Here is a 20500-nt window from a genome sequence, read left to right on the forward strand (position 1 = left end):
ACTTGCAACTTGTTTTAGTTTGGCTCTATGAGTTTTGCTATAAAACAAAGTAACCAAAACCCCATTTTAGCTATTAGCTGTGTGATTAAAAAGAGATAGTTTGGCTAAAAAAACTTCTTTATTTGAGTGTCAGCATTGCGGTTTTACAAGCCCCAAATGGCTGGGTAAGTGCATTCAATGCAACGCATGGGAGAGTTTTATAGAGTTGAACCAAACCCAAAAAGAAGTTTTAAACACGCTTAAAAACCCGCTTTCAAAAGCGCAAAAAAGCGTTTCTATCGTGGAAATTGAGCATGAAGAAGTGGTGAAATTTTCTTCCACTCAAAGCGAGTTGGATATTGTTTTGGGTGGGGGGATCGCTAAAGGGGGGTTATATTTAGTGGGGGGGAGTCCTGGGGTGGGGAAATCCACTCTGCTTTTAAAAGTGGCTTCTGGGTTAGCCAAAAATAAGCAAAAGGTTTTGTATGTGAGCGGGGAAGAGAGCTTGAGCCAGATTAAAATGCGCGCCACTAGACTAGATTGCATAGAAAAAGAATTGTATTTGCTTAATGAAATCAATTGGCCTGTGATTAAATCCAATATTGAAAGCGAGGATTATTTTGCTTGCGTGATTGATTCTATCCAAACGCTTTATTCGCCAGAAATTTCTTCAGCGCCCGGCTCTATTTCGCAAGTGCGAGAGATCACTTTTGAGCTCATGCGTTTGGCCAAAACAAGAGATATTGCTATTTTTATCATCGGCCATATCACTAAAGAAGGGAGCATCGCAGGCCCTAGAGTACTAGAGCATATGGTAGATAGCGTGCTGTATTTTGAGGGCGATCCCAGTAGGGAATTAAGGATTTTAAGGAGTTTTAAAAACCGCTTTGGCCCTACGAGTGAGATTGGGTTGTTTGAAATGAAAGAGCAGGGTTTGGTGAGCGCTAAAGAGGCTTCAAGCTTGTTTTTTTCCAAAGAAGAGCCTATGGAGGGGAGCGCGATTACCATTACTTTAGAAGGCTCAAGGGCGTTGATTTTAGAAATCCAGGCGTTAGTGAGCGAATGCAGTTTTGGAGCGCCCAAACGATTGGCGAACGGGTTTGACACCAACCGCCTTAACATGCTCATCGCTTTATTGGAAAAAAAGCTAGAAATCCCCTTAAACCGCCATGATGTGTTCATTAATGTGAGCGGAGGCATTAAAATCAGCGAGCCGGCTTGCGATTTGGCGGTCATTGCCAGCATCCTTTCAAGCTTTAAAAACAGAAAAATTGACAATAAAACCGCTTTTTTGGGTGAAGTGAGTTTGAATGGCAGGATTTTAGAAGCCCCTAATTTGAACGCCAGGTTGAAAGAAATGGAAAATTACGGGTTTTTAAAAGCCATTTTGCCTAAAAAACCCAGTCAAAAAACTTCCATCAAGTGCTATGAGGCCAATGTGGTGGGTAAGATTGTTGAATGGATGTAGGGTTTTAATCCTAAAAAGTGGTTAAAAATAGGGTTTTTAAATTTTGTTTTATCGTTTGAGGTTCCATTCTATAGTAAAAAACTCATTCTTTTAAGGGGATAGAGGGTATTTTGAAATCATTCCCCTACAACCCCCTTCAATATTCCCCTAACCCTAAAAGAGCGCTTTTTTAACAAGCTATCCACTTGACTAGCGTCAAGCTTTCTGTTATTTATTGATTTTAAATCTTTTAGTTATAATGGTAGCTATCATTAAAATTAAAGCAAAGGTTATTTGATGAAAGCCTTATCTTATTTAAAAATTTTTTATCTTTTTATATTAATAGGAGCGATTATGCAAGCGGATGAAAACATGGGATCTAAACTCCCAAAAACCGATGAAAGAGTGATTTACTTGGCTGGGGGGTGCTTTTGGGGGTTAGAGGCGTATATGGAGAGGATTTATGGCGTTATAGACGCTAGCTCTGGTTACGCTAACGGCAAGACTAAGAGTACGAGTTATGAGCAATTGCACCAAAGCGATCATGCTGAGAGCGTGAAAGTGGTCTATGACCCTAAAAAAATCAGTTTAGACAAATTGTTGCGCTATTATTTTAAGGTGATTGATCCGGTGAGTGTGAACAAACAGGGTAATGATGTGGGCAGGCAGTATCGCACAGGGATTTACTATGTGGATAATGCGGATAAAAAGGTGATAGACAACGCCTTACAAGAATTGCAAAAAGAAGTGAAAGGCAAGATCGCCATTGAGGTAGAGCCTTTAAAAAATTATGTGAGGGCTGAAGAATACCACCAGGATTATTTGAAAAAACACCCCGGGGGCTATTGCCATATTGATTTGAAAAAGGCGGATGAAGTGATTGTAGATAGCGATAAATACACCAAACCAAGCGATGAAGTTTTAAAGAAAAAACTCACCAAACTCCAATACGAGGTAACTCAAAACAAACACACCGAGAAACCCTTTGAAAATGAGTATTACAACAAAGAAGAAGAGGGTATTTATGTGGATATTACCACAGGCGAGCCGTTATTTTCTTCAGCGGATAAATACGACTCTGGTTGCGGGTGGCCAAGCTTTTCTAAACCCATCAATAAGGATGTGGTGAAATACGAAGACGATGAGAGCCTTAACAGGAAACGCATTGAAGTGTTGAGCCGTATTGGTAAGGCGCATTTAGGGCATGTGTTTAATGACGGGCCTAAAGAGTTGGGGGGTTTAAGGTATTGCATCAATAGCGCGGCTTTAAGGTTTATCCCTTTAAAAGACATGGAAAAAGAGGGCTATGGCGAGTTTATCCCTTATATCAAAAGGGGCGAATTGAAAAAATACATCCACGATAAAAAAACGCATTAAGGAGCGACGCTTAACTTTCTCCTAACTTTGGGGGGGTTTTAAGCGTTTAGGTTATTTTAAAAAACGCTAAAATCCGCCCTAAATAATTTATCAGCTACAATTCTAAGCTTGTCTGAAGCTGTCTGTCGTTTCTTTTGGTGAAACCGCCCCTTTCTAAAGCAAGGGGCTTTCTAAAAGGGGCTTTCTAACTAAAGTATCCCAACGGACACTAACACGAAAGGCTTTGTTAAGTCTGCATGGATATTTCTTACCCCCAAAAGACTAGGCTATCTTTTAGCTTAAATATAGCCTAACGGCTATGCACTTTTGCATCTTCTCGCCTTAAAGGACAGAGTTTTTCGTGCGGTTAGGATAAAAATAGAGAATTTAGAATATCTTGGCAACCAATATTTTAACAGAAAAACATACAAAAACAAATGCAATGAATAATTCATTTTTTAATTGCCCTTGCTTTAAAAACACCCTTTTTTAAGTTTTTGTTCTCATCAAATAAGGATAATTAAAGCTTTTTATTTTTTTAAAAATGGGGTTTTTAATTTTATTTTTTGTTTCAAACTCATTTTTTAAGGGGGTAGGGGGTATTTTGAAACAATTCTCCCATTGCAACCCCCAACTAAATCTCCTAACCCTAAAGAAGCGTTTTTTTTAGAGGTTATCGCTTGTTTATGCAAGCTTTTGGATAATTTTAAAAAATGCTTCTAAGCATTTGAATTGTTACCCCATAATGAGCTTGTGTAAAGTCGCTAGAATGCTTAAAGCATAAATGAGGAGCAATAAGATTTTATGCACCTTTTCATTCGCTAAAGCGATAAGCTTGATCCCAATGCCCACGCCTAAAAACGCGCCAATACCGGTAATCACCCCGGCTTGAACGCTTATATCATCAAGAACCCTTCCGTTATAAAGAGAAATGACCCCAGATAAAGAAGCGAACACCACAAAAAATAGCCCTAAAGGCACGATTTTTTTAGAATCATATTTCAAAAAATAGCCCAAAAACGGCACCATTAAAATCCCCCCACCCATGCCTAGCGGGATAGAAAAAATGCCGGTAATAAAACCGGCGAGCATCAAAATCCCATGCGTTCTATCCATAGACACAAAGGGGAGTGCGCGTTTTTTTTCGGGCGTTTTGCCATTTGCATGCAAAGCAAAATGCATTTCCTCAAAATGCTTGGGTTGTTTGTTGCTAGAAAAAGCGTATTTGATAAAGGTATAACACACCACCACCACAAACACGCTCATTAAAATCTTATCGTCAATGATTTTTAAGATAAAACTCCCTAAAACCGCCCCCATCAGTCCTCCAAGTGCAGCAAACGAGCCTTCTTTCAAATCCAATAAGCCCTTTTTGTAATTGATAATAGAGCCTACCACCGAAGAAAAAAGCATTTGCATGAGCGAAATCCCCACCGCATGGCTATAACTAAAATGGGCAAAAATCGTGCTAGGGACGACAATCTCCCCTCCACCAATACCAAAAAACCCGGCGGTAATGCCGGTAAATAGCCCCACAAGAGCCAAAATAAACGCTGTTGATTCTTCCATGAAAAACTCCCTAAATTTTAAATTATTACTTTATCAAAAAAGAGTAGTAATCTTTAAAAAATTTTTCTTTAATTTTAAAAAATAGGGTTTTGATTGCTTTGTGCTATCGCTTAAGATCGCTTTTAAGAAGTTATCGCTTGATTTATGGTTAAGTTCTTTAATCTTTAAAATGCCTTTAATATTTTAATCAAGCCCCTTTTTAAAGAGCTTTAAGATTTCACATTCCTATGATAATCATGTTTATGAAATTCGCCATTCTACCACAAAAGACTTATTTTTAACTTAAAATTTATATTTTGAAAAAAAAAAAAAAAACAATTTTGAGTATTTTTTACAATAAAATATCATAGATCTTGACACTATTTAAGAAAAGGAATTTGATTTGGTTTGAAATTGGTTTTTAAATCTTTGGTTACAATCAAGCCATTCTAATTAAAAAGAGCGGCATGTTTGAAAAGATACAAAAAGAATGGTTGAGCAACATTCAAAAAGATTTGTTATCCGGTTTTGTGGTGGGGCTTTCTGTGATCCCAGAGACCGCTGGCTTTGCGATCATGGTGGGTTTAGATGTGGGCGTGGCGTTTTATACGACTTTTTATATGGCTTTTGTTTTGTCTTTTTTTGGGGCTAGAAAGGCGATGATTAGCGCAGCGGCCGGCTCAGTGGCGCTCATTTTAGTGGGCGTGGTCAAAAACTATGGGCTTGAATATGCGGGCGTGGCGACTTTAATGACAGGAATGTTGCAAATCCTTTTAGGCTATTTGAAAATAGGGAATCTTTTGAGATTTATCCCGCAATCAGTGATGTATGGCTTTGTGAACGCATTAGGTCTTTTGCTTTTAAAAGAGCAATTCAAATTCCTTCAAAACCAAAATTTAGGGGTGTTTGTGTTGCTTTTTATAGGGATATTGATCATTTATTTATTCCCTTTAATCACTAAAAAAATCCCCTCTAATTTAATCTGTATCCTTGCAATCAGCGCGATCGCTTTGATTTTTGATGTGCATGCACCGAATTTAGGGAGCATTGAGCAAGGGGTTTCAGGCTTTCATTTTCTCATTATCCCCAAAAATTTGGATTTTAAAATCGTTATAGAATTGTTGCCTTACGCTCTTTCTTTGGCGCTAGTAGGCACGATAGAAAGTTTATTAACCGCTAAAACTTTAGACATTATTTTAAAAGATGGCGTGAGCGATAAAAATAAAGAAACTAAAGCGCAGGGCTTGGGGAATGTGATCTCAGGGCTTTTAGGGGGAATGACAGGGTGTGCTTTAGTGGGGCAGTCTATCATTAATGCAAAATCCGGCGCTAGCACAAGGCTTTCTACTTTTTTTGCCGGCTTTTCTTTAATGGTGTTAGTGTTAGCGTTTAATGAATATGTGGTTAAGATCCCCATTGTGGCAGTTGTGGCGGTGATGGTGATGATTTCTTTCACCACTTTTAATTTCCAATCCATTATTAACATTAAAAAAATCAAACTCTATGACACGCTGAACATGCTTTTAGTCGTGGCGGTGGTTTTATGCACGCATAATTTGGCGATAGGGGTTGTGGTGGGGGTTTTAGTTAATGCGTTGTGGATTAAATCCAACGGGATTGCATGAAGTTTTGTTTTAAAAAATTAAGTAGTAAAAAAACAAGTAGTTTAAAAAATCAAGTAGTTAAAAGTATGGCTCCAGATGTAGGATTCGAACCTACGACCAAGCGGTTAACAGCCGCCTACTCTACCGCTGAGCTAATCTGGAATTTCGCTCAAACAAAAAGAAATTTTAGTGTGTTTTTTGTAAAAAGTCAAGTGAAATGATGATTTGAGAGCCAAAAAGTTGGCTTTGTCCTCAAATGAGAACAAATTCCATATCAATAGGCCAAAACATAATTGAGATACACGCTATAGAGTCTTCTATAGGCTAATTTAGCGCCCAGGAAAGAGTAATAATTCGTGTTAATGGTGGGGATCTTCACGCCTAATTCAATGCCATGATGGATTCCTTGAAGCCTTAAACCCGTATTGAATAAGAACTGGAAATTGGTGTTGTTGATCTTAGCGCTGTAGATGTTGGTGGTGGTTTTTAAATTCATAAATTGGGAATTAAGCCATGTGGTGCCGGCTAGCGCGATGCCTCCAAAAATACCAAACGAGACTTTGCGGTTTTGATCGGATCCGCCATTGATGAAATTCAATAAAAGATCACTGCCCGCGCCATAAGTGAAAACATTGGAAGCGGAGTTAAAAAAGTTGGATTTGATATAGGCATGGTTGTAATCAAAAAAGGCATAATACCGGATCCCAAAAAATTTATTTTTCCCAAAAAATTGCTTATAGCCTAATTGCACGCCAACCCCATTCATCGCCCCGTTATTGATTTGTGAGTTGATTAAACCCACGCTTCTAAAAGGGTTATGCCCAAACTCTTTGGTGGTGGTTTGGAATTGAGAATACTGGGTTTCGTTTAAAGAATAACTATAACTAGACCGGCTCACCAAACTTTGAAACCCTTTAGAATTGGGCGTTTTTTGAATGGTGTTATAGATGGTTTCTAAATTGTCCCCTTTGAGATAAGAGATGGTGTCATTAATAACGCTTGACACTTGGTTAAGGTTTTTAGTGAAATCAGCATTGATGGCTGTGCTTTGTTGGTTTGGATTTTCTGGGTTCTCTCTTCGGGCTTTTGCAGCGGCTTCTTTAGCGCTATTTATCATGCTATTAATAGCGTTAAAGGTGTTGCCAAAAATATTGCATGCGTTCCCGCTTGCATTAATCCCCCATGGTGTGCCATTGCCTCCATCTACTCCTGGGCATTGGCTTTGAAGAGTGCTAATGATGGTGCTAGCTTGAGTTAAAAGCTGGTCATAGTCATTTCCAATCGTAAGGTCATTGTTTTTGTTTTCTAGGGTGTTTTGGAGCAATTGAGAAATTGCATTGATTTTGTTGTATTCGCTAGTAGATAGCGTGCCACTAGCTAAATTAGAGGCTATCACTTGCCACATGCCCACCGCAGAGCTGAGCGCTGAAGACACGGCTTGATTAGCGGTATTGGGGGTCGTTTTCAATCTGTCAGCGCTTTGTTTTAAATTATTAATCGCTTGAGTGGTGCTTGAATCGGTGTTAGTAGCCGTTTGTTTGAGCTCGTTATAACGGGTTAAAAGGTTGTCCAAATTTTCATAAGTGTCGGAGAGTTTTTGGATTTCGCCGGTGTTTTTCACCATTTGAGCGGCTTCACCGATTTGATAGCCCACGCTCATAAAAACGCCGTCATTTTCAGCGAAGAGCGATGACGCCACAAGAGAAAGTAAAATCGTTTTTTTCATAAAATGTTCCTTAAAGTAATGTTTTGTTTGTAAAATCGTGTCAAATTGAAACTTTATTTACAATGCGTTTAAATTGTGCCATAAATTTACTAAATTTTTAATAAAACTGAGCGAGAATTAATAAATTTTGCTTTTTTTAGATTTTAAAAAAGGTTTTTGATAGTGAAAAATGCTTTGAATATTTTAAGGTTTCATTGCTCAATGAGAGTAGAACTAAAAATTTTCAAAGCGTTTTGCAAATCTTCTTTCGTGTCAATGCCCACGCTTTCACTTTGAACGATTTCCACTGCAATATTTTTTTGATAATACAAAGCCCTCAATTGCTCTAATTTTTCTATATCCTCTAAAATGCATGGCTTTAAGGAGCATAATTCTTCTAAAATCTCTCTACTATGAAACCCGTAAATACCAATATGCCCTAAAAGGGGCGTTTGGCGTTTCACATCAGCATCTCGTAAAAAGGGGATAAGGGAGCGCGAAAAATACAAAGCGTTATTTTGATGGCCTAAAACCACCTTGACTAAATTAGGGTTTTTGGCTTTTTCTTCATCAATGACTTTAGCGCAAGTCGCCATGAAAGGGGCGTTTTGAGTGGCTTCTAACAACGCTGTAATGACTTCTTTTTCTAAAAAAGGCTCATCGCCTTGCAAGTTTAAAACCCTTTCATCGTTTTTTAACCCTAAAATTTGAGCCGCTTCCAAACAGCGCTCCGTGCCGCTATTGTGGTGCTTGGAGGTCATTACCGCTTTAATGCGGGATTTTTGACACGCTTTCATGATGCTTTCATCATCGCAAGCGACTATGCATTCATCAACCAAACTCGCGTTTTTAGCGCAACGGACCACCATAGGCATGCCAAAAATATCTTCTAGCACTTTATTTTCAAAACGACTGGATTTTAATCTAGCAGGAATGATAATCATCTTTTAAGCCTTATAAAATAGGGGATTTTTATGGTATTATACCCATTTAACAAGCTTATTCCTTTTATTATAGGGATTGAGACTATTGAACTTTAGGAGTTTTTAATGATATTAAGAGCGAGCGTGTTGAGCACATTACTTCTTGTGAGTTTAGGGGCAGCCCCTAAAAACCCAGCATCTAATAAACAAATGCAAGACAATTTAGTTAAGGTGATTGAAAAACAAACCAATAAAAAGGTGCGTATTTTGGAGGTCAAACCTTTGAAATCCAGCCAGGATTTGAAAATGGTCGTAGTAGAAGATCCGGACACTAAATACAATATCCCGCTTGTAGTGAGCAAAGATGGTAATTTAGTCATAGGGCTTAGCGGTATCTTTTTTAGCAATAATAGCGATGATGTGAAGTTGCTCACAGAGACCAATCAAAAGATCCTAGCCCTTAACACCACCCAGCAAAATAGCGCGAAGTTGAACGCTATTTTTGATGAAGTGCCGGCTGATTATGTGATAGAGTTGCCCTCTACTAACGCTGAGAATAAGGATAAGATCCTTTATATTGTCTCTGACCCCATGTGTCCGCATTGCCAAAAAGAGCTTACTAAGTTGAGAGATCACCTGAAAGAAAACACTGTAAGAATGGTTGTAGTGGGGTGGCTTGGAGTCAATTCGGCTAAAAAAGCGGCTTTGGTTCAAGAAGAAATGGCGAAAGCTAGGGCTAGGGGAGCGAGCGTGGAAGATAAAATCTCTATTCTTGAAAAGATTTATTCCACCCAATACGATATTAACGCCCAAAAAGAGCCTGAAGATTTACGCACTAAAGTGGAAAATATCACGAAAAAGATTTTTGAATCGGGCGTGATTAAGGGCGTGCCTTTCTTATACCATTATAAGGCATAGTATAAGGCTATTCTCATGAAAAAACCCTACAGGAAGATTTCTGATTATGCGATCGTGGGTGGCTTGAGTGCATTAGTGATGGTGAGCATCGTGGGGTGTAAGAGCAATGCCGATGACAAACCCAAAGAGCAAAGCCATTTAAGTCAAAGCGTTCAAAAAGGGGCGTTTGTGATTTTAGAAGAGCAAAAGGATAAATCTTACAAGGTTGTTGAAGAATACCCTAGCTCAAGAACCCACATTGTGGTGCGCGATTTGCAAGGCAATGAGCGCGTGCTGAGCAATGAAGAGATTCAAAAGCTCATCAAAGAAGAAGAAGCTAAGATTGATAACGGCACGAGCAAACTCATCCAGCCCAATAATGGGGGAGGGAGTAATGAAAGCTCAGGCTTTGGCTTGGGGAGCGCGATTTTAGGGAGCGCGGCGGGGGCGATTTTAGGGAGTTATATTGGTAACAAGCTTTTCAATAACCCCAATTACCAGCAAAACGCCCAACGGACCTACAAATCCCCACAAGCTTACCAACGCTCTCAAAATTCCTTTTCTAAAAGCGTGCCTAGCGCTTCAGGCATGGGTGGGGCGAGTAAGGGACAGAGCGGGTTTTTTGGCTCTAATAGGCCTACAAGTTCGCCGGCGGTAAGCTCTGGGACAAGGGGCTTTATCTCATAATTTAATCTATTCAAAGGCTAAAAGATGCAAGTGATTCCTTTAAAACCTTTAGACAATAAGATCTTAGAAGAAATTGGCTTAGATTGGCACACTAATGACGATACATCGGCTTATATCGCTGATGAAATGGTGGTCGTTTCTCAAAAAGAAGCGGACGCTTATTATGACGCTTGCAATGAGCTTTATGACATGTTTGTAGAAACGGCTGAAGAGGTTATTAAGAATGAACGCTTTTTTGAATTGGATATTCCTAATGCGCTCATTCCTATGATCAAACAGAGTTTTGAAGAAGAAGTGCATTGGCATATTTATGGGCGTTTTGATTTGGCTGGGGGGCTTGATGGCAAGCCCATTAAATTATTAGAATTTAACGCTGATACCCCCACCATGCTTTATGAAACTGCAGTGATCCAATGGGCGTTACTCAAAGCCAATGGCTATGATGAAAACAAACAATTCAATAATCTCTATGAAGCGCTTGGCGAGAATTTTAAACGCATGGTAACTTTGGGCGAAGACACGAGCCGTTTTGAAGAAATGTATGAGGGATGGAAAATCCTTTTTTCAAGCGTTAGGGGGAATATTGAAGAAGAGCGCACCATGCGTTTTTTGCAAGATACCGCTCAAAGCGTGGGGTTTGAAACGGATTTTTCTTATATTGATGAGGTGGAGTTTAATGCAGAAGAGGGCGTGTTTAAAAACGGCTTGAATTATGAATTTCTATTCAAATTGATCCCATGGGAAAATATCGCTATTGATGAGCCAGAATTAGCCCTTTTGATGCAAAGCATGATGGAAAATAAAAACACGATTTTTTTAAACCCCGCTTATACGATCCTTTTCCAATCCAAGCGTTTTTTAAAACTTTTATGGGACAGATACCCCAACCACCCCTTATTGTTAGAAACGAGCTATGAACCTTTAACTAATAAAAAACAAATCAAAAAAGTGGCTTTTGGTAGGGAAGGGGCGAATAGTGAAATCTTTGAAGCTTCCATGCAATCGCTCTTAAAAACGGACGGCGTTTATTCTAACCACAAGCCCATTTATCAAGAGTTTTACGAACTCAATTCGCATAACGGGTTGTATTACCAACCCAATGTGTTTTTTGCTTATGAATCTTGCGCGTTAGGGTTTAGAAAGGGGGGGCTAATTTTGGATAATTTTTCTAAATTCGTGAGCCACAGGTTGCAATAATGATTAAAATGATGCGTTATTTCCACATTTATGCGACCACTTTTTTCTTTCCCTTGGCGCTTCTTTTTGCGGTTAGTGGGCTTTTATTGCTCTTTGGGGTGAGACAAGACACTGGCGCTAACATCAAAAAATGGGTTTTAGAAAAATCTTTAAAAAAAGAAGAACGGCTGGATTTTTTAAAAGATTTTATAAAAGAAAATCATATCGCTATGCCTAAAAAGATAGAGCCTAGAGAGTATAGGGGAGCGTTAGCTATCGGCACGCCTTTGTATGAAATTAGCCTTGAAACAAAAGGCGCTCAAACAAAAATCAAAACCATTGAAAGAGGCTTTTTAGGGGCGCTCATCATGCTGCATAAGGCTAAGGTGGGCATCGTGTTTAAGGCGCTTGTGGGGATTTTTTGCGTGTTTTTGTTGTTGTTTTATTTGAGCGCGTTTTTAATGGTAGCGTTTCAAGACACTAAACGCATGTTTATAAGCGTTTTGATAGGGGGCGTTGTGTTTTCAATAGCGCTTTATTGGTCTTTGTAGGGTTTAAAAATACTATCTTTGTTTTAGTTGGTTTTTGTAAAATCTAAAAAATATTTTTAGCATTTTTACTGCCTAACGCTGTTTCTTTATCGTTCAAAATTATTACAATCAAAATAAAAGAGTTTGCACAAAGCAAGTGGTAATTTCTTCTAAGGCGCTTCTTTGGGGAGTTTAGTTGGATTTAGTTGGGGGTTAGAGAGAGAATTACAAATACCCCTATCCCCCTTAAGCGTTTTACCATAAAACAAAATTTTAAAAAGATTAAAGAGTTGTTAATGCTGAATAAAAGCTTATTATATGGGAGTAAAGCAACACTAAAGATATTTGGGCTTTTTTCCTAGGCTGATGCTTGGGGAGAGTTTAGTTTTCACTTTGTGTCCTTATAATAGGGATTTTACAGAGTTTGATCTCTAACGCATTCTCTCACGCATCATATCTTTAAAGGCGTAACTTCTTTCTTGCCGTAGAATACGAATGCATGAGAATATTATAAATTAGCAGCGTTCATCACAAACACTAAAGGTATTTGGGCTTTCTGCTTGGGTTTTTAAAACAAAGCCTTTTTAAATCTTTGAAAAGTTTTGAATTAAACAAGATGACGATTTAGGGGGGGATTAAAATTTTAATAACCCCTAAGTTTAGTCAAATTCTCGCATGCTTGTTTCATGCCCAATTTACAGCCCTTGTCATAAATCATGATAGCGTTTTCTTTGTCTTTCATGTTGTAATACATGCCCGCTAGAGCGAAGCAACCCAATTCATCGCCCATATCGCAACCTCTTTCATAATTGTCAAGGGCTTTTCTCAAGTCTTTTGGAACAGAGTCCCCTTGAGAATACATAAAGCCCATTCTGGAGCAACTCACCGCGCTCCCCATATCGCATGCTTGTTTGAAATAATTGAAAGCCTTGTGGGGATCTTTTTTGACATATCTCCCTAACATATACATAGAGCCTAAACTCGCACAACCATCAGAGTTGTTTAACCCGCAAGCTTTTTGCAAATAATCAAACGCCACTTCAAAATCTTCATCAAGTCCTGCATCGCCCGTTTCAAACAAAGTGCCTAACGCGCGACAAGCCTGCCCCTCATTCAATCGGCATGCTTTCAAATAATAGATAACGGCTTTATGGTTGCTTTGCTTAACTTCTAAAAAACCTTTTTCATAAGCCACGCCTAGCACATAACACCCCTTAGCCACATCAAAATTACAGCTTTTTTGATAGTAAGTAACCGCTTGAGCGGCATTGCCTTTGATTTTTCGATCATAAATGATGCCCAAACTATAGCAGCTTTCAGGGTGTTTTAAAACGCATGCCTTAGCGTAAGCGTCAATAGCTTCTTGATAATTTTGAGACACGCCCAACCCCTCATCATAAAGCCCCCCTAAACCAAAACACCCCTCCCTGTCGTCAGCTTGGCATGCGATTTTATAATATTCTAAGGCTTTTTTATAATCTATTTTAGTGCCTTGCCCGTTTTCATAAATAATCCCTAATTGCGTGCAACCCTCACTCACCCCATCGTTGCATGCTTTCTTAAAATTAGACGCTGCTTTAGAATAATTCCCGCTTTTATAGGCTCTTTCACCAATCCCCAGAAAACTATTGTCTTGTTTTGCCCACAAATGAGCTTGCAAGATCCAAAAAAGCAATCCCCCAACTAATACTTTTAAAATTTTGATATTCATTTTTGCCTTCTTTTATAATTTTAATCCTTGAGAGCGCTCCATCAGACTTTTTAAATAACAAATTAAAAACAAAATATAACGCCTTATTCTAGCATAAATCAAGCGCTTTTGCTAAGGCTTAGGGAGATTCTTATGCTCTTCTTTATGCTCTAAAGAGGTGATATAAAGATAAATCGCTTGGATTTCTTCTAAATTCAGGTTGTATTTAGGCATCATGCCTTTGCCCAAACTCAAAGCGTCTTTAAAGGTTTTAAAATCCAAATGGTTGATTTTAGGGGCGTAGAGGATTTTTTTCTCGCCTTTTTCATAATAGGAGGTGATTTCTTGCTTTTCGCCCTTAATGCCATGGCATTTCGCGCACGCAACGCCCCTAGGGTTTTTATAAAGCGCTAGCCCGTATTCAAAATCAGAGATAAAATCCGTTTCTTTAGCATCCAAACTTAACCACCCCAACAAAACTAGCGCAACCACAAAACGCATTAAAACAATTGCGCCTTTTCTAAAATCTCTCTCGCCCCGCTTTGCAAAAAGGCTTCTAAAAGCTCTTGAACTAAATCAAACGCCTTGTTTTTATCCCCTTGTTTTTCTTTAGTAATGACCTCTTCGCCATTAGGCAGGCCCAAAATGGCTTGGATTTTAACTTTTTCGCCCATTAAACTCGCATGCACGCCTATAGGGATTTGACACCCCCCATTAAGCCCTTTGATAAATTCTCTTTCTAAATGGCAGCAAAACGCGCTTTTTTCGTCATTGAGTTTTTGAAGCGTGGCAAAATGCTTGTGGCTTTTAAGCATTTCTACCCCTAAAGCCCCTTGACCCATGCTAGGAATCATTTCTTCTGTGCTAAAAGCCTTGCGGTATTTCGCCCCTTGAATGTTTAGGCGGCGCAATCCGGCTTCAGCCAAAATGATAGCGTCAAATTCGCCGCGTTCAAGCTTTTTCAAACGGGTTTGGACATTCCCCCTTAAGCTTTCTGTGTCTAGATCTTTTCGTTTGCATTTGAGTTGCATGGAGCGCCTTAAAGAAGTCGTGCCTACTTTTGCACCTTTAGGCAAGCTCATCAAATCAGGGAATTGAGCGCTCAAAAAAGTGTCTCTCACATCAGCCCTTTGAGTGATGCAAGCTAAATCTAACCCTTTTTCAAACACGACCGGCACATCTTTTAAAGAATGCACCGCCAAATCAATGGCGCCTTTTAAAAGCAATTCTTCTAATTCTTTAGTGAATAGCCCCTTACCGCCAATCTTATTTAAAGGCGCATCTAAAATCTTATCGCCTGTGGTTTTAACGATTTGAATCTCGCTTTCTATAAAGCATTCTTTTTTCAGGCGTTCTTTAATGTAGTTCGCTTGCCATAAAGCCAGTTCGCTCCCCCTAGAGCCAATCACCAATTTTCCCACTTTCTCCCCCTTATTCGCTCTCTAATATTTCTAAAATTTTTTCTTCTAACTCTGTATCTTTAAGCGTTTGTTTTTCTAAATTAGCGCGCTTGATGCATTCAAATTCCCTACTCTCTAAAGTTTGCTTCCCAACAATCAGCGCCAATCTTTCCCCAATCAATTCAAAATCCCTCATCTTTGCTCCAAAACGTGCGTCTCTGTCGTCTAACAACACATCAACGCCTTTTTGAAGCAGCCTTTCATACACTTCAAAAGCGAGTTTTTTTTGCGCTTCATCTTTTAGGTTAGAAACCACGATCACCACATCAAAAGGGGCGGTATTTTTCGTCCATACACAGCCTAAATCATCGCTTTTTTGCTCTAAAATCGCGCTGAGCAACCGGCTAATGCCTATCCCATAGCACCCCATTTCAAAAAATTGCTCCTTACCATTCTTATCCAAAAAACTAGCCTTCAAGCTTTTAGCATAGCCTTGACCGAGTTTAAAAATATGCCCCACTTCCAAACTTTTATGGTATTTCAACGCTCCTTGACAATTAGGGCAACAATCGCTCTCTTTAACCTGGATAATATCCGCATAAATAAGGTTTTCAAACCCTTTTAAATCCACGCCCACCGCATGAAAATCCTTTTCATTGGCCCCGGCTATCAAACAATCGCCCTCTTCTAAATCTTTGTCAAAAATAATATAAGAAACATGCTTTCTCAAGCCATAAGGCCCAATAAAGCCTGCCACTAACCCTGCTTGATTCAAATCTTCTTGACTGGCTTCTTTTAATTCTAAAGCGTTCGCCCCTAAAGCATTCAAAGCGTTCAAGGCTTTAGTCTCTTCTAAATTATCATCGCCCCTAGTAAAAAAGCACGCTAGCGTTTCTTTATCTTTATGGATCACTTTTTTAACAACCGCTTTTAAGACAAAATAAGGCTCTGTTTTAAAAAACTCCGCCACGCTCTGTGCACTTGTGGTATTGGGGGTAGGGAATTTCGCTAATTGCGCTTTGGGGATATTTAAAGGCTCAGGTCTTTTAGAGCGTTGAGCGATTTCAATATTGGCTGCATAATCGCAATTTTGACACACCACAATCGTGTCTTCCCCACATTCTGTTAGAACGACAAACTCCTTACTCTTATTCCCCCCAATCGCCCCGCTATCCGCTTCCACAATGCGAAAATCCAAACCCAAATCGCTTAAAATTTCTTTATAAGCGCTTTGCGTGTTTAAAAATTCCTTATCCAAGCTCTCAGCGTCTTCATGAAAGCTATAACCATCTTTCATGATAAATTCTCTCGCTCTCACTAGCCCGAATCGTGGGCGGATTTCATCACGGAATTTCGTGTGGATTTGATAGAGGTGCACGGGCAATTGCTTGTAGCTTTTAATGAAATTAGCGGCAATCTCGGTAATATTTTCTTCTAAAGTGGGGCTTAAAACAAAATCGTTGTCCTTTCGGTCTTTAAAGACCAACAATTCTTTACCATATTTATCCAAACGGCCTGATTTTTCCCACAAACTCGCTAAAACTACAAAACTCATTAAAATATTTTGCGCCCCATGCTCTTGCATGCGTTTGTGTGTGATATTTTCTATTTTATCCAACACTTTTTTAGCCAAAGGCAAAAAATTATAGATCCCGCTGCCTATTTGATAAATGTATCCTGCTTGAGCTAGGTGCTTATGGCTTTTTAGCACGGCATCTTTAGGGGGTTCTTTGAGAGTGGGGGCAAAGAGTTTTGAAAATAGCATGTTTTATTCCTCGTAATATTCGCATTTATAGAGATTCAAATTTTGAGCATGATGAGCGCTGGATTTGTCTAAATTAAACAAGTTTTTAATCGCGCCCACAAGCACATCGGATTCTTCTTTTTGGGCGTTCTTTTTTAAAGCGATGGTAGGATGGTGCAAAAAAGTGTTGAACGCATTGTGCAAGATCTTTTCAATATTGCTTTCATATTCTTTAGGCACATAGCGTTTTTTGAGCGCTTTTTGCAATTCCTTTTGGGCTGAAATCCTAGCTAATTCCCTTAAATCTTTAATCAAAGGCTCTACTTCTAAACTTTGGATCCATTGGTAAAATTCCATTGTAGCAAGCCCTACAATTTCATAAGCTTTTGTCCGGCTCTCTTGCCTGTTTTCCACATTTTCTCTCACCATAGGCTCTAAATCATCAACGCTGTATAAAAAAATATTATTGAATATTGGCTTTTCAATATTTCGTGGCACGGCTAAATCAAACCAAAAACGCCTGAAAATCGTTTCTTTTACCATGGAATTTTGCACGATAAAGTTTGGCGAAGAAGTGGCGCAAAAAAGCAATTCGTATGCATTGATATGAGCGTTTAAATTTTCTATGTTTTGAAAGCCCACTTTTTTAGGCTCTTCTAATTCTTTGACAAAATCTTCAAATTTAGCCGCATTACGCCCTAAAACCAACACTTCAAATTGCTTATTCAAAAGGTGTTTGATGACCAATTGAGACATCTCGCCAAGCCCTATCACAAGGGCTTTTTTATCCTTAATCTTTTCTTTTTCAAAAATACTCAGCGCTTCTTTGACCGCCACTGAAGAGATGGAGACGCCTTGCTTGGAAATGCCGGTTAAATTCCGCACTTTAGCGGCGCATTTGAAAGCAAAATGGAGCAATCGGGTTAAATCTTTGGAGCAAAATTTCTCTTCAAAAGCGAATTTATAGGCGTTTTTCATTTGCCCTGTGATTTGAGTTTCCCCCACTACTAGACTATCCAAACTGCTGCACACGCTAAAGACATGATGGACTGCACTTTCATTGGTATTCATTAAAACGCATTTTTCTAAATCAGACACGCTCATTTTTTTATTGTGGGCTAGGATTTTTAATAAGGCGTTTTTTTGTTCATTAGCGTGAGCGTTGTGCTTCAAGCTCGCATAGATTTCAAAGCGATTGCAAGTGGATAAGACCATGCATTCTTTGATATTAGGGCAATGATTTTTGATGGTTTGTAAAAATTCTTTAAGCGTTGCGGGCGAATTGATAGCGAGTTTTTCTCGCATTTCTAAACTCATGCTTTTATGCGTAAAGGCTAGGGTGAAATATTTTGTGGTTTCTAACTCCATTAAAAAGTCCTATAAATGACATCTTGCGCTAGTTTTTCTAAAATCAAATTGTTTTCCCCTTTAATGGCTTCAAGGGCTTTGTTAGAATAAACTTGAGCGATCTTAAGGGTTTCTTCTATGATAGCATATTGCTTGAATTTTTCCTTAGTCCATTCTATGATTTCATCGCTATCTTGTTTGAAATAGGAAATTAAAAGCCCTTGCTCATTCTCATTGAGTTTTTCGTATAAAAGCAAGTAGGGTAGAGTGGTCTTGCCTTCTTTAAAATCGCTAAAATTGGGCTTGCCCAGAGTTGTTGCATCTTGAGTAATATCCAATAAATCATCAATGATTTGAAACGCCATGCCAAAATTCAATCCAAAATCTGCATAAATTTTTGCATCTTTATTCAAAAGAATCGCCATGCTTTTCAAACTCGCTTCTATAAAATGCGCGGTCTTGTCTTCTAAAATACGCCAGTATTTTTGTTTGTCGCTATTAAAACTTTCCCCCACAAACACATCTTCAATCTCGCCTCTAGAAAGCCTTAAAACCGCATTAGAGAGGGTTTGAGCGATTAAATCCTCCATTTTAGATAATTCAAAAAAGGCTTTAGAATAAAACACATCCCCAAGCATCACAGCGTTAAAATTACCAAAAAGAGCGTTAATGCTGGGGAGCTTTCGGCGCATGGTCGCCTTATCAATCACATCATCATGCAATAAAGAAGCGGTTTGTATCATTTCTACAATCGCGCACAAATTGAGTGCTTGATCCAAAATCATAGCGTCTGTTTTTGTATCCAATAAAGCGAGCATGAGTTTGGAGCGCAGCATCTTTGAAGGGCCAATCTTAGAAAACAATGCATCTATAAAGCCGCTTTCTATTTCTTTGATCCAAGAAGTAATTTTATTTTGAATGGCTTGAAGTTGTTGTTCTTGCATGCAATTCCTTAAGGCTCTTTAGGGGAAAAAACAAGGGGCATGGGGGCTAAAAGCCTTAAAGTGGCTTTATCTTCTTTAAAGTCTTTAAACACAAGCGATAAGGTGCTGTTAGAAGAAAATTTTTCTCCAAAAACCTTGAGATTGTAGGTATTTCTTGCGTAATCGGTGTATAAAACAAACTGGTAAGGGAAATGGTTAAAACGCATGTTAATGACTAAACCTTTATTTGCATATAGCGTCCAATAGAGCGTTATTTCTTTGGTTTGTTGGTTTGAAATGTCTTTAATAACCGCCCTAAACGCTTCATCTTTTTTTAATTCTAGCGTTTTATCTATCCCATAATCAAGCCCAAACGCTTTTAAAAAAACAAGAAATATCAAGCCATAGCGGATAAGCTCATTCATTCCCACTAAGAATATTCGCCATGGATTGGATCGCAAAGTCCGTTTTTTTGCCCTCTATTGTTTCTTGCAACGCTTCATCAATTTTCAACGCTTTAGCAAAAGATTCAAACTTTTCTTCTAAGTTTTCTTTTTCTATAAAAGTTTCTAAAAGAGCCAAAAGCTCTAAAAGCCTTTCTAGCTCTTTTTTAGAAAGCTTTCTGCTCGCATGAAAGACAATGTCATTCCACTTGTCTAAGGGGTTTCCCTCAAAGATTTCAAGCTCGCTATAATCCCTCATGCTGGCTTCTTTTGTCGGCTTAAGCCAAATGGGCTTGCAGCATCCAAATGGATTTTTGCAACTTGGCTAATTGATCATCAGCGTAAGTTACGGTGACTTTATCGCCTTCTTTTTCAGCGGTGTTAGAGAGCTCTTTAAATTCTTTTTCTAGGTGTTTGTAATCGTCTAGAATTTCTTTGAAGATATCTTTAGAATGGAAACTTGTTTTAGTTTCTTCTTTAACACGAGTGAGTTTGAGTGCTTCAGATAAAGTTACCAAGGGGTGGTGTCCTAATTGAGCGATCCTTTCAGCGAGATCATCAAACATGTCCGCAAACTCTTCATAAATTTCTTCAGTGGCTTTATGCACATTGAAAAAATCAGTGCCTTTGACATTCCAATGGAAGTTATGCACTTTCATAAACAATACGATAGCGTCCGCTTGCAAATGTTTTAAAATTTCAAATGTTTTCATCAAAAGTCCTTTTTTTTAAATTTAACTTAGGTTTTTATGTTTCATAAAAACCTTGAACGCTATCCTACACCAAAAGAGTTAATGAAACATTTTTTTGATCTTATTTTTGTTGAATATTGATAATAGAATTTTAAAAAAAGGCTCAAAAGCATTTTTTAAAATCAAAGAGTAAGGAGCTTGACGCTAGTCAAGTGATAACTTCTTAAAAGAAGCGGTCTTCTTGGGTTAGGGGGTTAGGGGGTTTGGGGGTTAGGGGGGAGAGTTAAAGCGCAAAATGTCCCCCTATCCCCTTAAGAAAATGAGTTTTATTGATAAACAAAGTAACTAAAATCCCATTTTGTAAAAAATAAAAAGTTTTGGTTGTCAGCGTTTGATCAAAACAGAAATC

Annotated in this window: 19 protein-coding genes and 1 tRNA gene; 7 read left to right on the forward strand and 13 right to left on the reverse strand. The window is 38.6% G+C overall.

The window, feature by feature from the left end:
* Window positions 1-100 precede the first annotated feature (100 nt).
* Both radA and msrB read left to right on the forward strand, forming a co-directional pair.
* Window positions 101-1447 carry a DNA repair protein RadA gene (radA, locus tag AA977_RS01085; RefSeq protein WP_064434246.1) on the forward strand — a complete coding sequence of 449 codons (1347 nt, stop codon included), beginning with the start codon at window positions 101-103 and terminating at the stop codon, window positions 1445-1447.
* A 276-nt stretch (window positions 1448-1723) separates the two neighbouring features.
* Window positions 1724-2803 (forward strand): peptide-methionine (R)-S-oxide reductase MsrB, encoded by a 1080-nt coding sequence (gene msrB / locus AA977_RS01090; protein ID WP_064434247.1) that lies wholly within the window; start codon window positions 1724-1726, stop codon window positions 2801-2803.
* A 714-nt stretch (window positions 2804-3517) separates the two neighbouring features.
* Here the strand turns inward: msrB and AA977_RS01095 are convergent.
* Window positions 3518-4351, reverse strand: a complete 834-nt coding sequence (locus AA977_RS01095) for a sulfite exporter TauE/SafE family protein (protein ID WP_064434248.1) — start codon at window positions 4349-4351, stop codon at window positions 3518-3520.
* A 446-nt stretch (window positions 4352-4797) separates the two neighbouring features.
* On the opposite strand from AA977_RS01095, the gene AA977_RS01100 reads away from it, so the two are divergent.
* Window positions 4798-5955: a SulP family inorganic anion transporter gene (locus AA977_RS01100; protein WP_021436565.1), complete on the forward strand. Its 1158-nt coding sequence runs from the start codon at window positions 4798-4800 to the stop codon at window positions 5953-5955.
* A 66-nt stretch (window positions 5956-6021) separates the two neighbouring features.
* Here AA977_RS01100 and AA977_RS01105 read toward each other — a convergent pair.
* From AA977_RS01105 to kdsB, 3 genes are all read right to left on the reverse strand, one after another.
* Window positions 6022-6096, reverse strand: a tRNA-Asn gene (locus AA977_RS01105).
* Between the two features lie 112 nt (window positions 6097-6208).
* Complete coding sequence (hopA, locus tag AA977_RS01110; RefSeq protein WP_064434249.1) at window positions 6209-7660, reverse strand: porin HopA; 1452 nt, start codon at window positions 7658-7660, stop codon at window positions 6209-6211.
* Between the two features lie 191 nt (window positions 7661-7851).
* Window positions 7852-8583: a 3-deoxy-manno-octulosonate cytidylyltransferase gene (gene kdsB / locus AA977_RS01115; protein WP_064434250.1), complete on the reverse strand. Its 732-nt coding sequence runs from the start codon at window positions 8581-8583 to the stop codon at window positions 7852-7854.
* A 105-nt stretch (window positions 8584-8688) separates the two neighbouring features.
* Between kdsB and dsbK the strand changes: the two genes are divergently transcribed.
* From dsbK to AA977_RS01135, 4 genes are read left to right on the forward strand one after another with little or no spacing between them, the layout of a single operon-like run.
* Window positions 8689-9480 (forward strand): protein disulfide-isomerase DsbK, encoded by a 792-nt coding sequence (dsbK, locus tag AA977_RS01120; protein ID WP_064434251.1) that lies wholly within the window; start codon window positions 8689-8691, stop codon window positions 9478-9480.
* Between the two features lie 15 nt (window positions 9481-9495).
* Window positions 9496-10146 carry a UPF0323 family lipoprotein gene (locus AA977_RS01125; protein ID WP_064434252.1) on the forward strand — a complete coding sequence of 217 codons (651 nt, stop codon included), beginning with the start codon at window positions 9496-9498 and terminating at the stop codon, window positions 10144-10146.
* 24 nt (window positions 10147-10170) lie between these two features.
* Window positions 10171-11343 (forward strand): glutathionylspermidine synthase family protein, encoded by a 1173-nt coding sequence (locus AA977_RS01130; RefSeq protein ID WP_064434253.1) that lies wholly within the window; start codon window positions 10171-10173, stop codon window positions 11341-11343.
* Entirely contained in the window at window positions 11343-11873 is a 531-nt protein-coding gene (locus AA977_RS01135) for a hypothetical protein (RefSeq protein WP_064434254.1), read from the forward strand. Before AA977_RS01130 ends, AA977_RS01135 begins: the two co-directional genes overlap by 1 nt.
* 622 nt (window positions 11874-12495) lie before the next feature.
* Here AA977_RS01135 and AA977_RS01140 read toward each other — a convergent pair.
* The 9 genes from AA977_RS01140 to dps all read right to left on the reverse strand — a co-directional run bounded on the left by AA977_RS01140 (window position 12496) and on the right by dps (window position 20112).
* A complete protein-coding gene (locus AA977_RS01140; RefSeq protein WP_064434255.1) occupies window positions 12496-13563 on the reverse strand; it encodes a tetratricopeptide repeat protein in 1068 nt (355 codons plus the stop codon).
* 111 nt (window positions 13564-13674) lie between these two features.
* Window positions 13675-14043, reverse strand: coding sequence for a c-type cytochrome (locus tag AA977_RS01145; protein WP_064434256.1), 369 nt, complete (start codon window positions 14041-14043; stop codon window positions 13675-13677).
* Entirely contained in the window at window positions 14043-14963 is a 921-nt protein-coding gene (gene hemC / locus AA977_RS01150) for a hydroxymethylbilane synthase (protein ID WP_064434257.1), read from the reverse strand. Before hemC ends, AA977_RS01145 begins: the two co-directional genes overlap by 1 nt.
* Before the next feature lie 10 nt (window positions 14964-14973).
* Window positions 14974-16707 carry a proline--tRNA ligase gene (proS, locus tag AA977_RS01155; protein ID WP_064434258.1) on the reverse strand — a complete coding sequence of 578 codons (1734 nt, stop codon included), beginning with the start codon at window positions 16705-16707 and terminating at the stop codon, window positions 14974-14976.
* 3 nt (window positions 16708-16710) lie between these two features.
* Window positions 16711-18054, reverse strand: coding sequence for a glutamyl-tRNA reductase (gene hemA / locus AA977_RS01160; protein ID WP_064434259.1), 1344 nt, complete (start codon window positions 18052-18054; stop codon window positions 16711-16713).
* Window positions 18054-18977 (reverse strand): polyprenyl synthetase family protein, encoded by a 924-nt coding sequence (locus AA977_RS01165; protein ID WP_064434260.1) that lies wholly within the window; start codon window positions 18975-18977, stop codon window positions 18054-18056. The genes hemA and AA977_RS01165 overlap by 1 nt, the downstream gene beginning before the upstream one ends.
* A gap of 8 nt (window positions 18978-18985) precedes the next feature.
* Window positions 18986-19381, reverse strand: coding sequence for a hypothetical protein (locus AA977_RS01170; RefSeq protein ID WP_064434261.1), 396 nt, complete (start codon window positions 19379-19381; stop codon window positions 18986-18988).
* Window positions 19374-19658 (reverse strand): DUF2018 family protein, encoded by a 285-nt coding sequence (locus AA977_RS01175; RefSeq protein ID WP_064434262.1) that lies wholly within the window; start codon window positions 19656-19658, stop codon window positions 19374-19376. Before AA977_RS01175 ends, AA977_RS01170 begins: the two co-directional genes overlap by 8 nt.
* A gap of 19 nt (window positions 19659-19677) precedes the next feature.
* Window positions 19678-20112, reverse strand: coding sequence for a DNA starvation/stationary phase protection protein (gene dps / locus AA977_RS01180; RefSeq protein WP_020971924.1), 435 nt, complete (start codon window positions 20110-20112; stop codon window positions 19678-19680).
* Window positions 20113-20500 lie beyond the last annotated feature (388 nt).

Source organism: Helicobacter pylori (assembly GCF_001653455.1).
Classification (GTDB): Bacteria; Campylobacterota; Campylobacteria; order Campylobacterales; family Helicobacteraceae; genus Helicobacter; species Helicobacter pylori_A.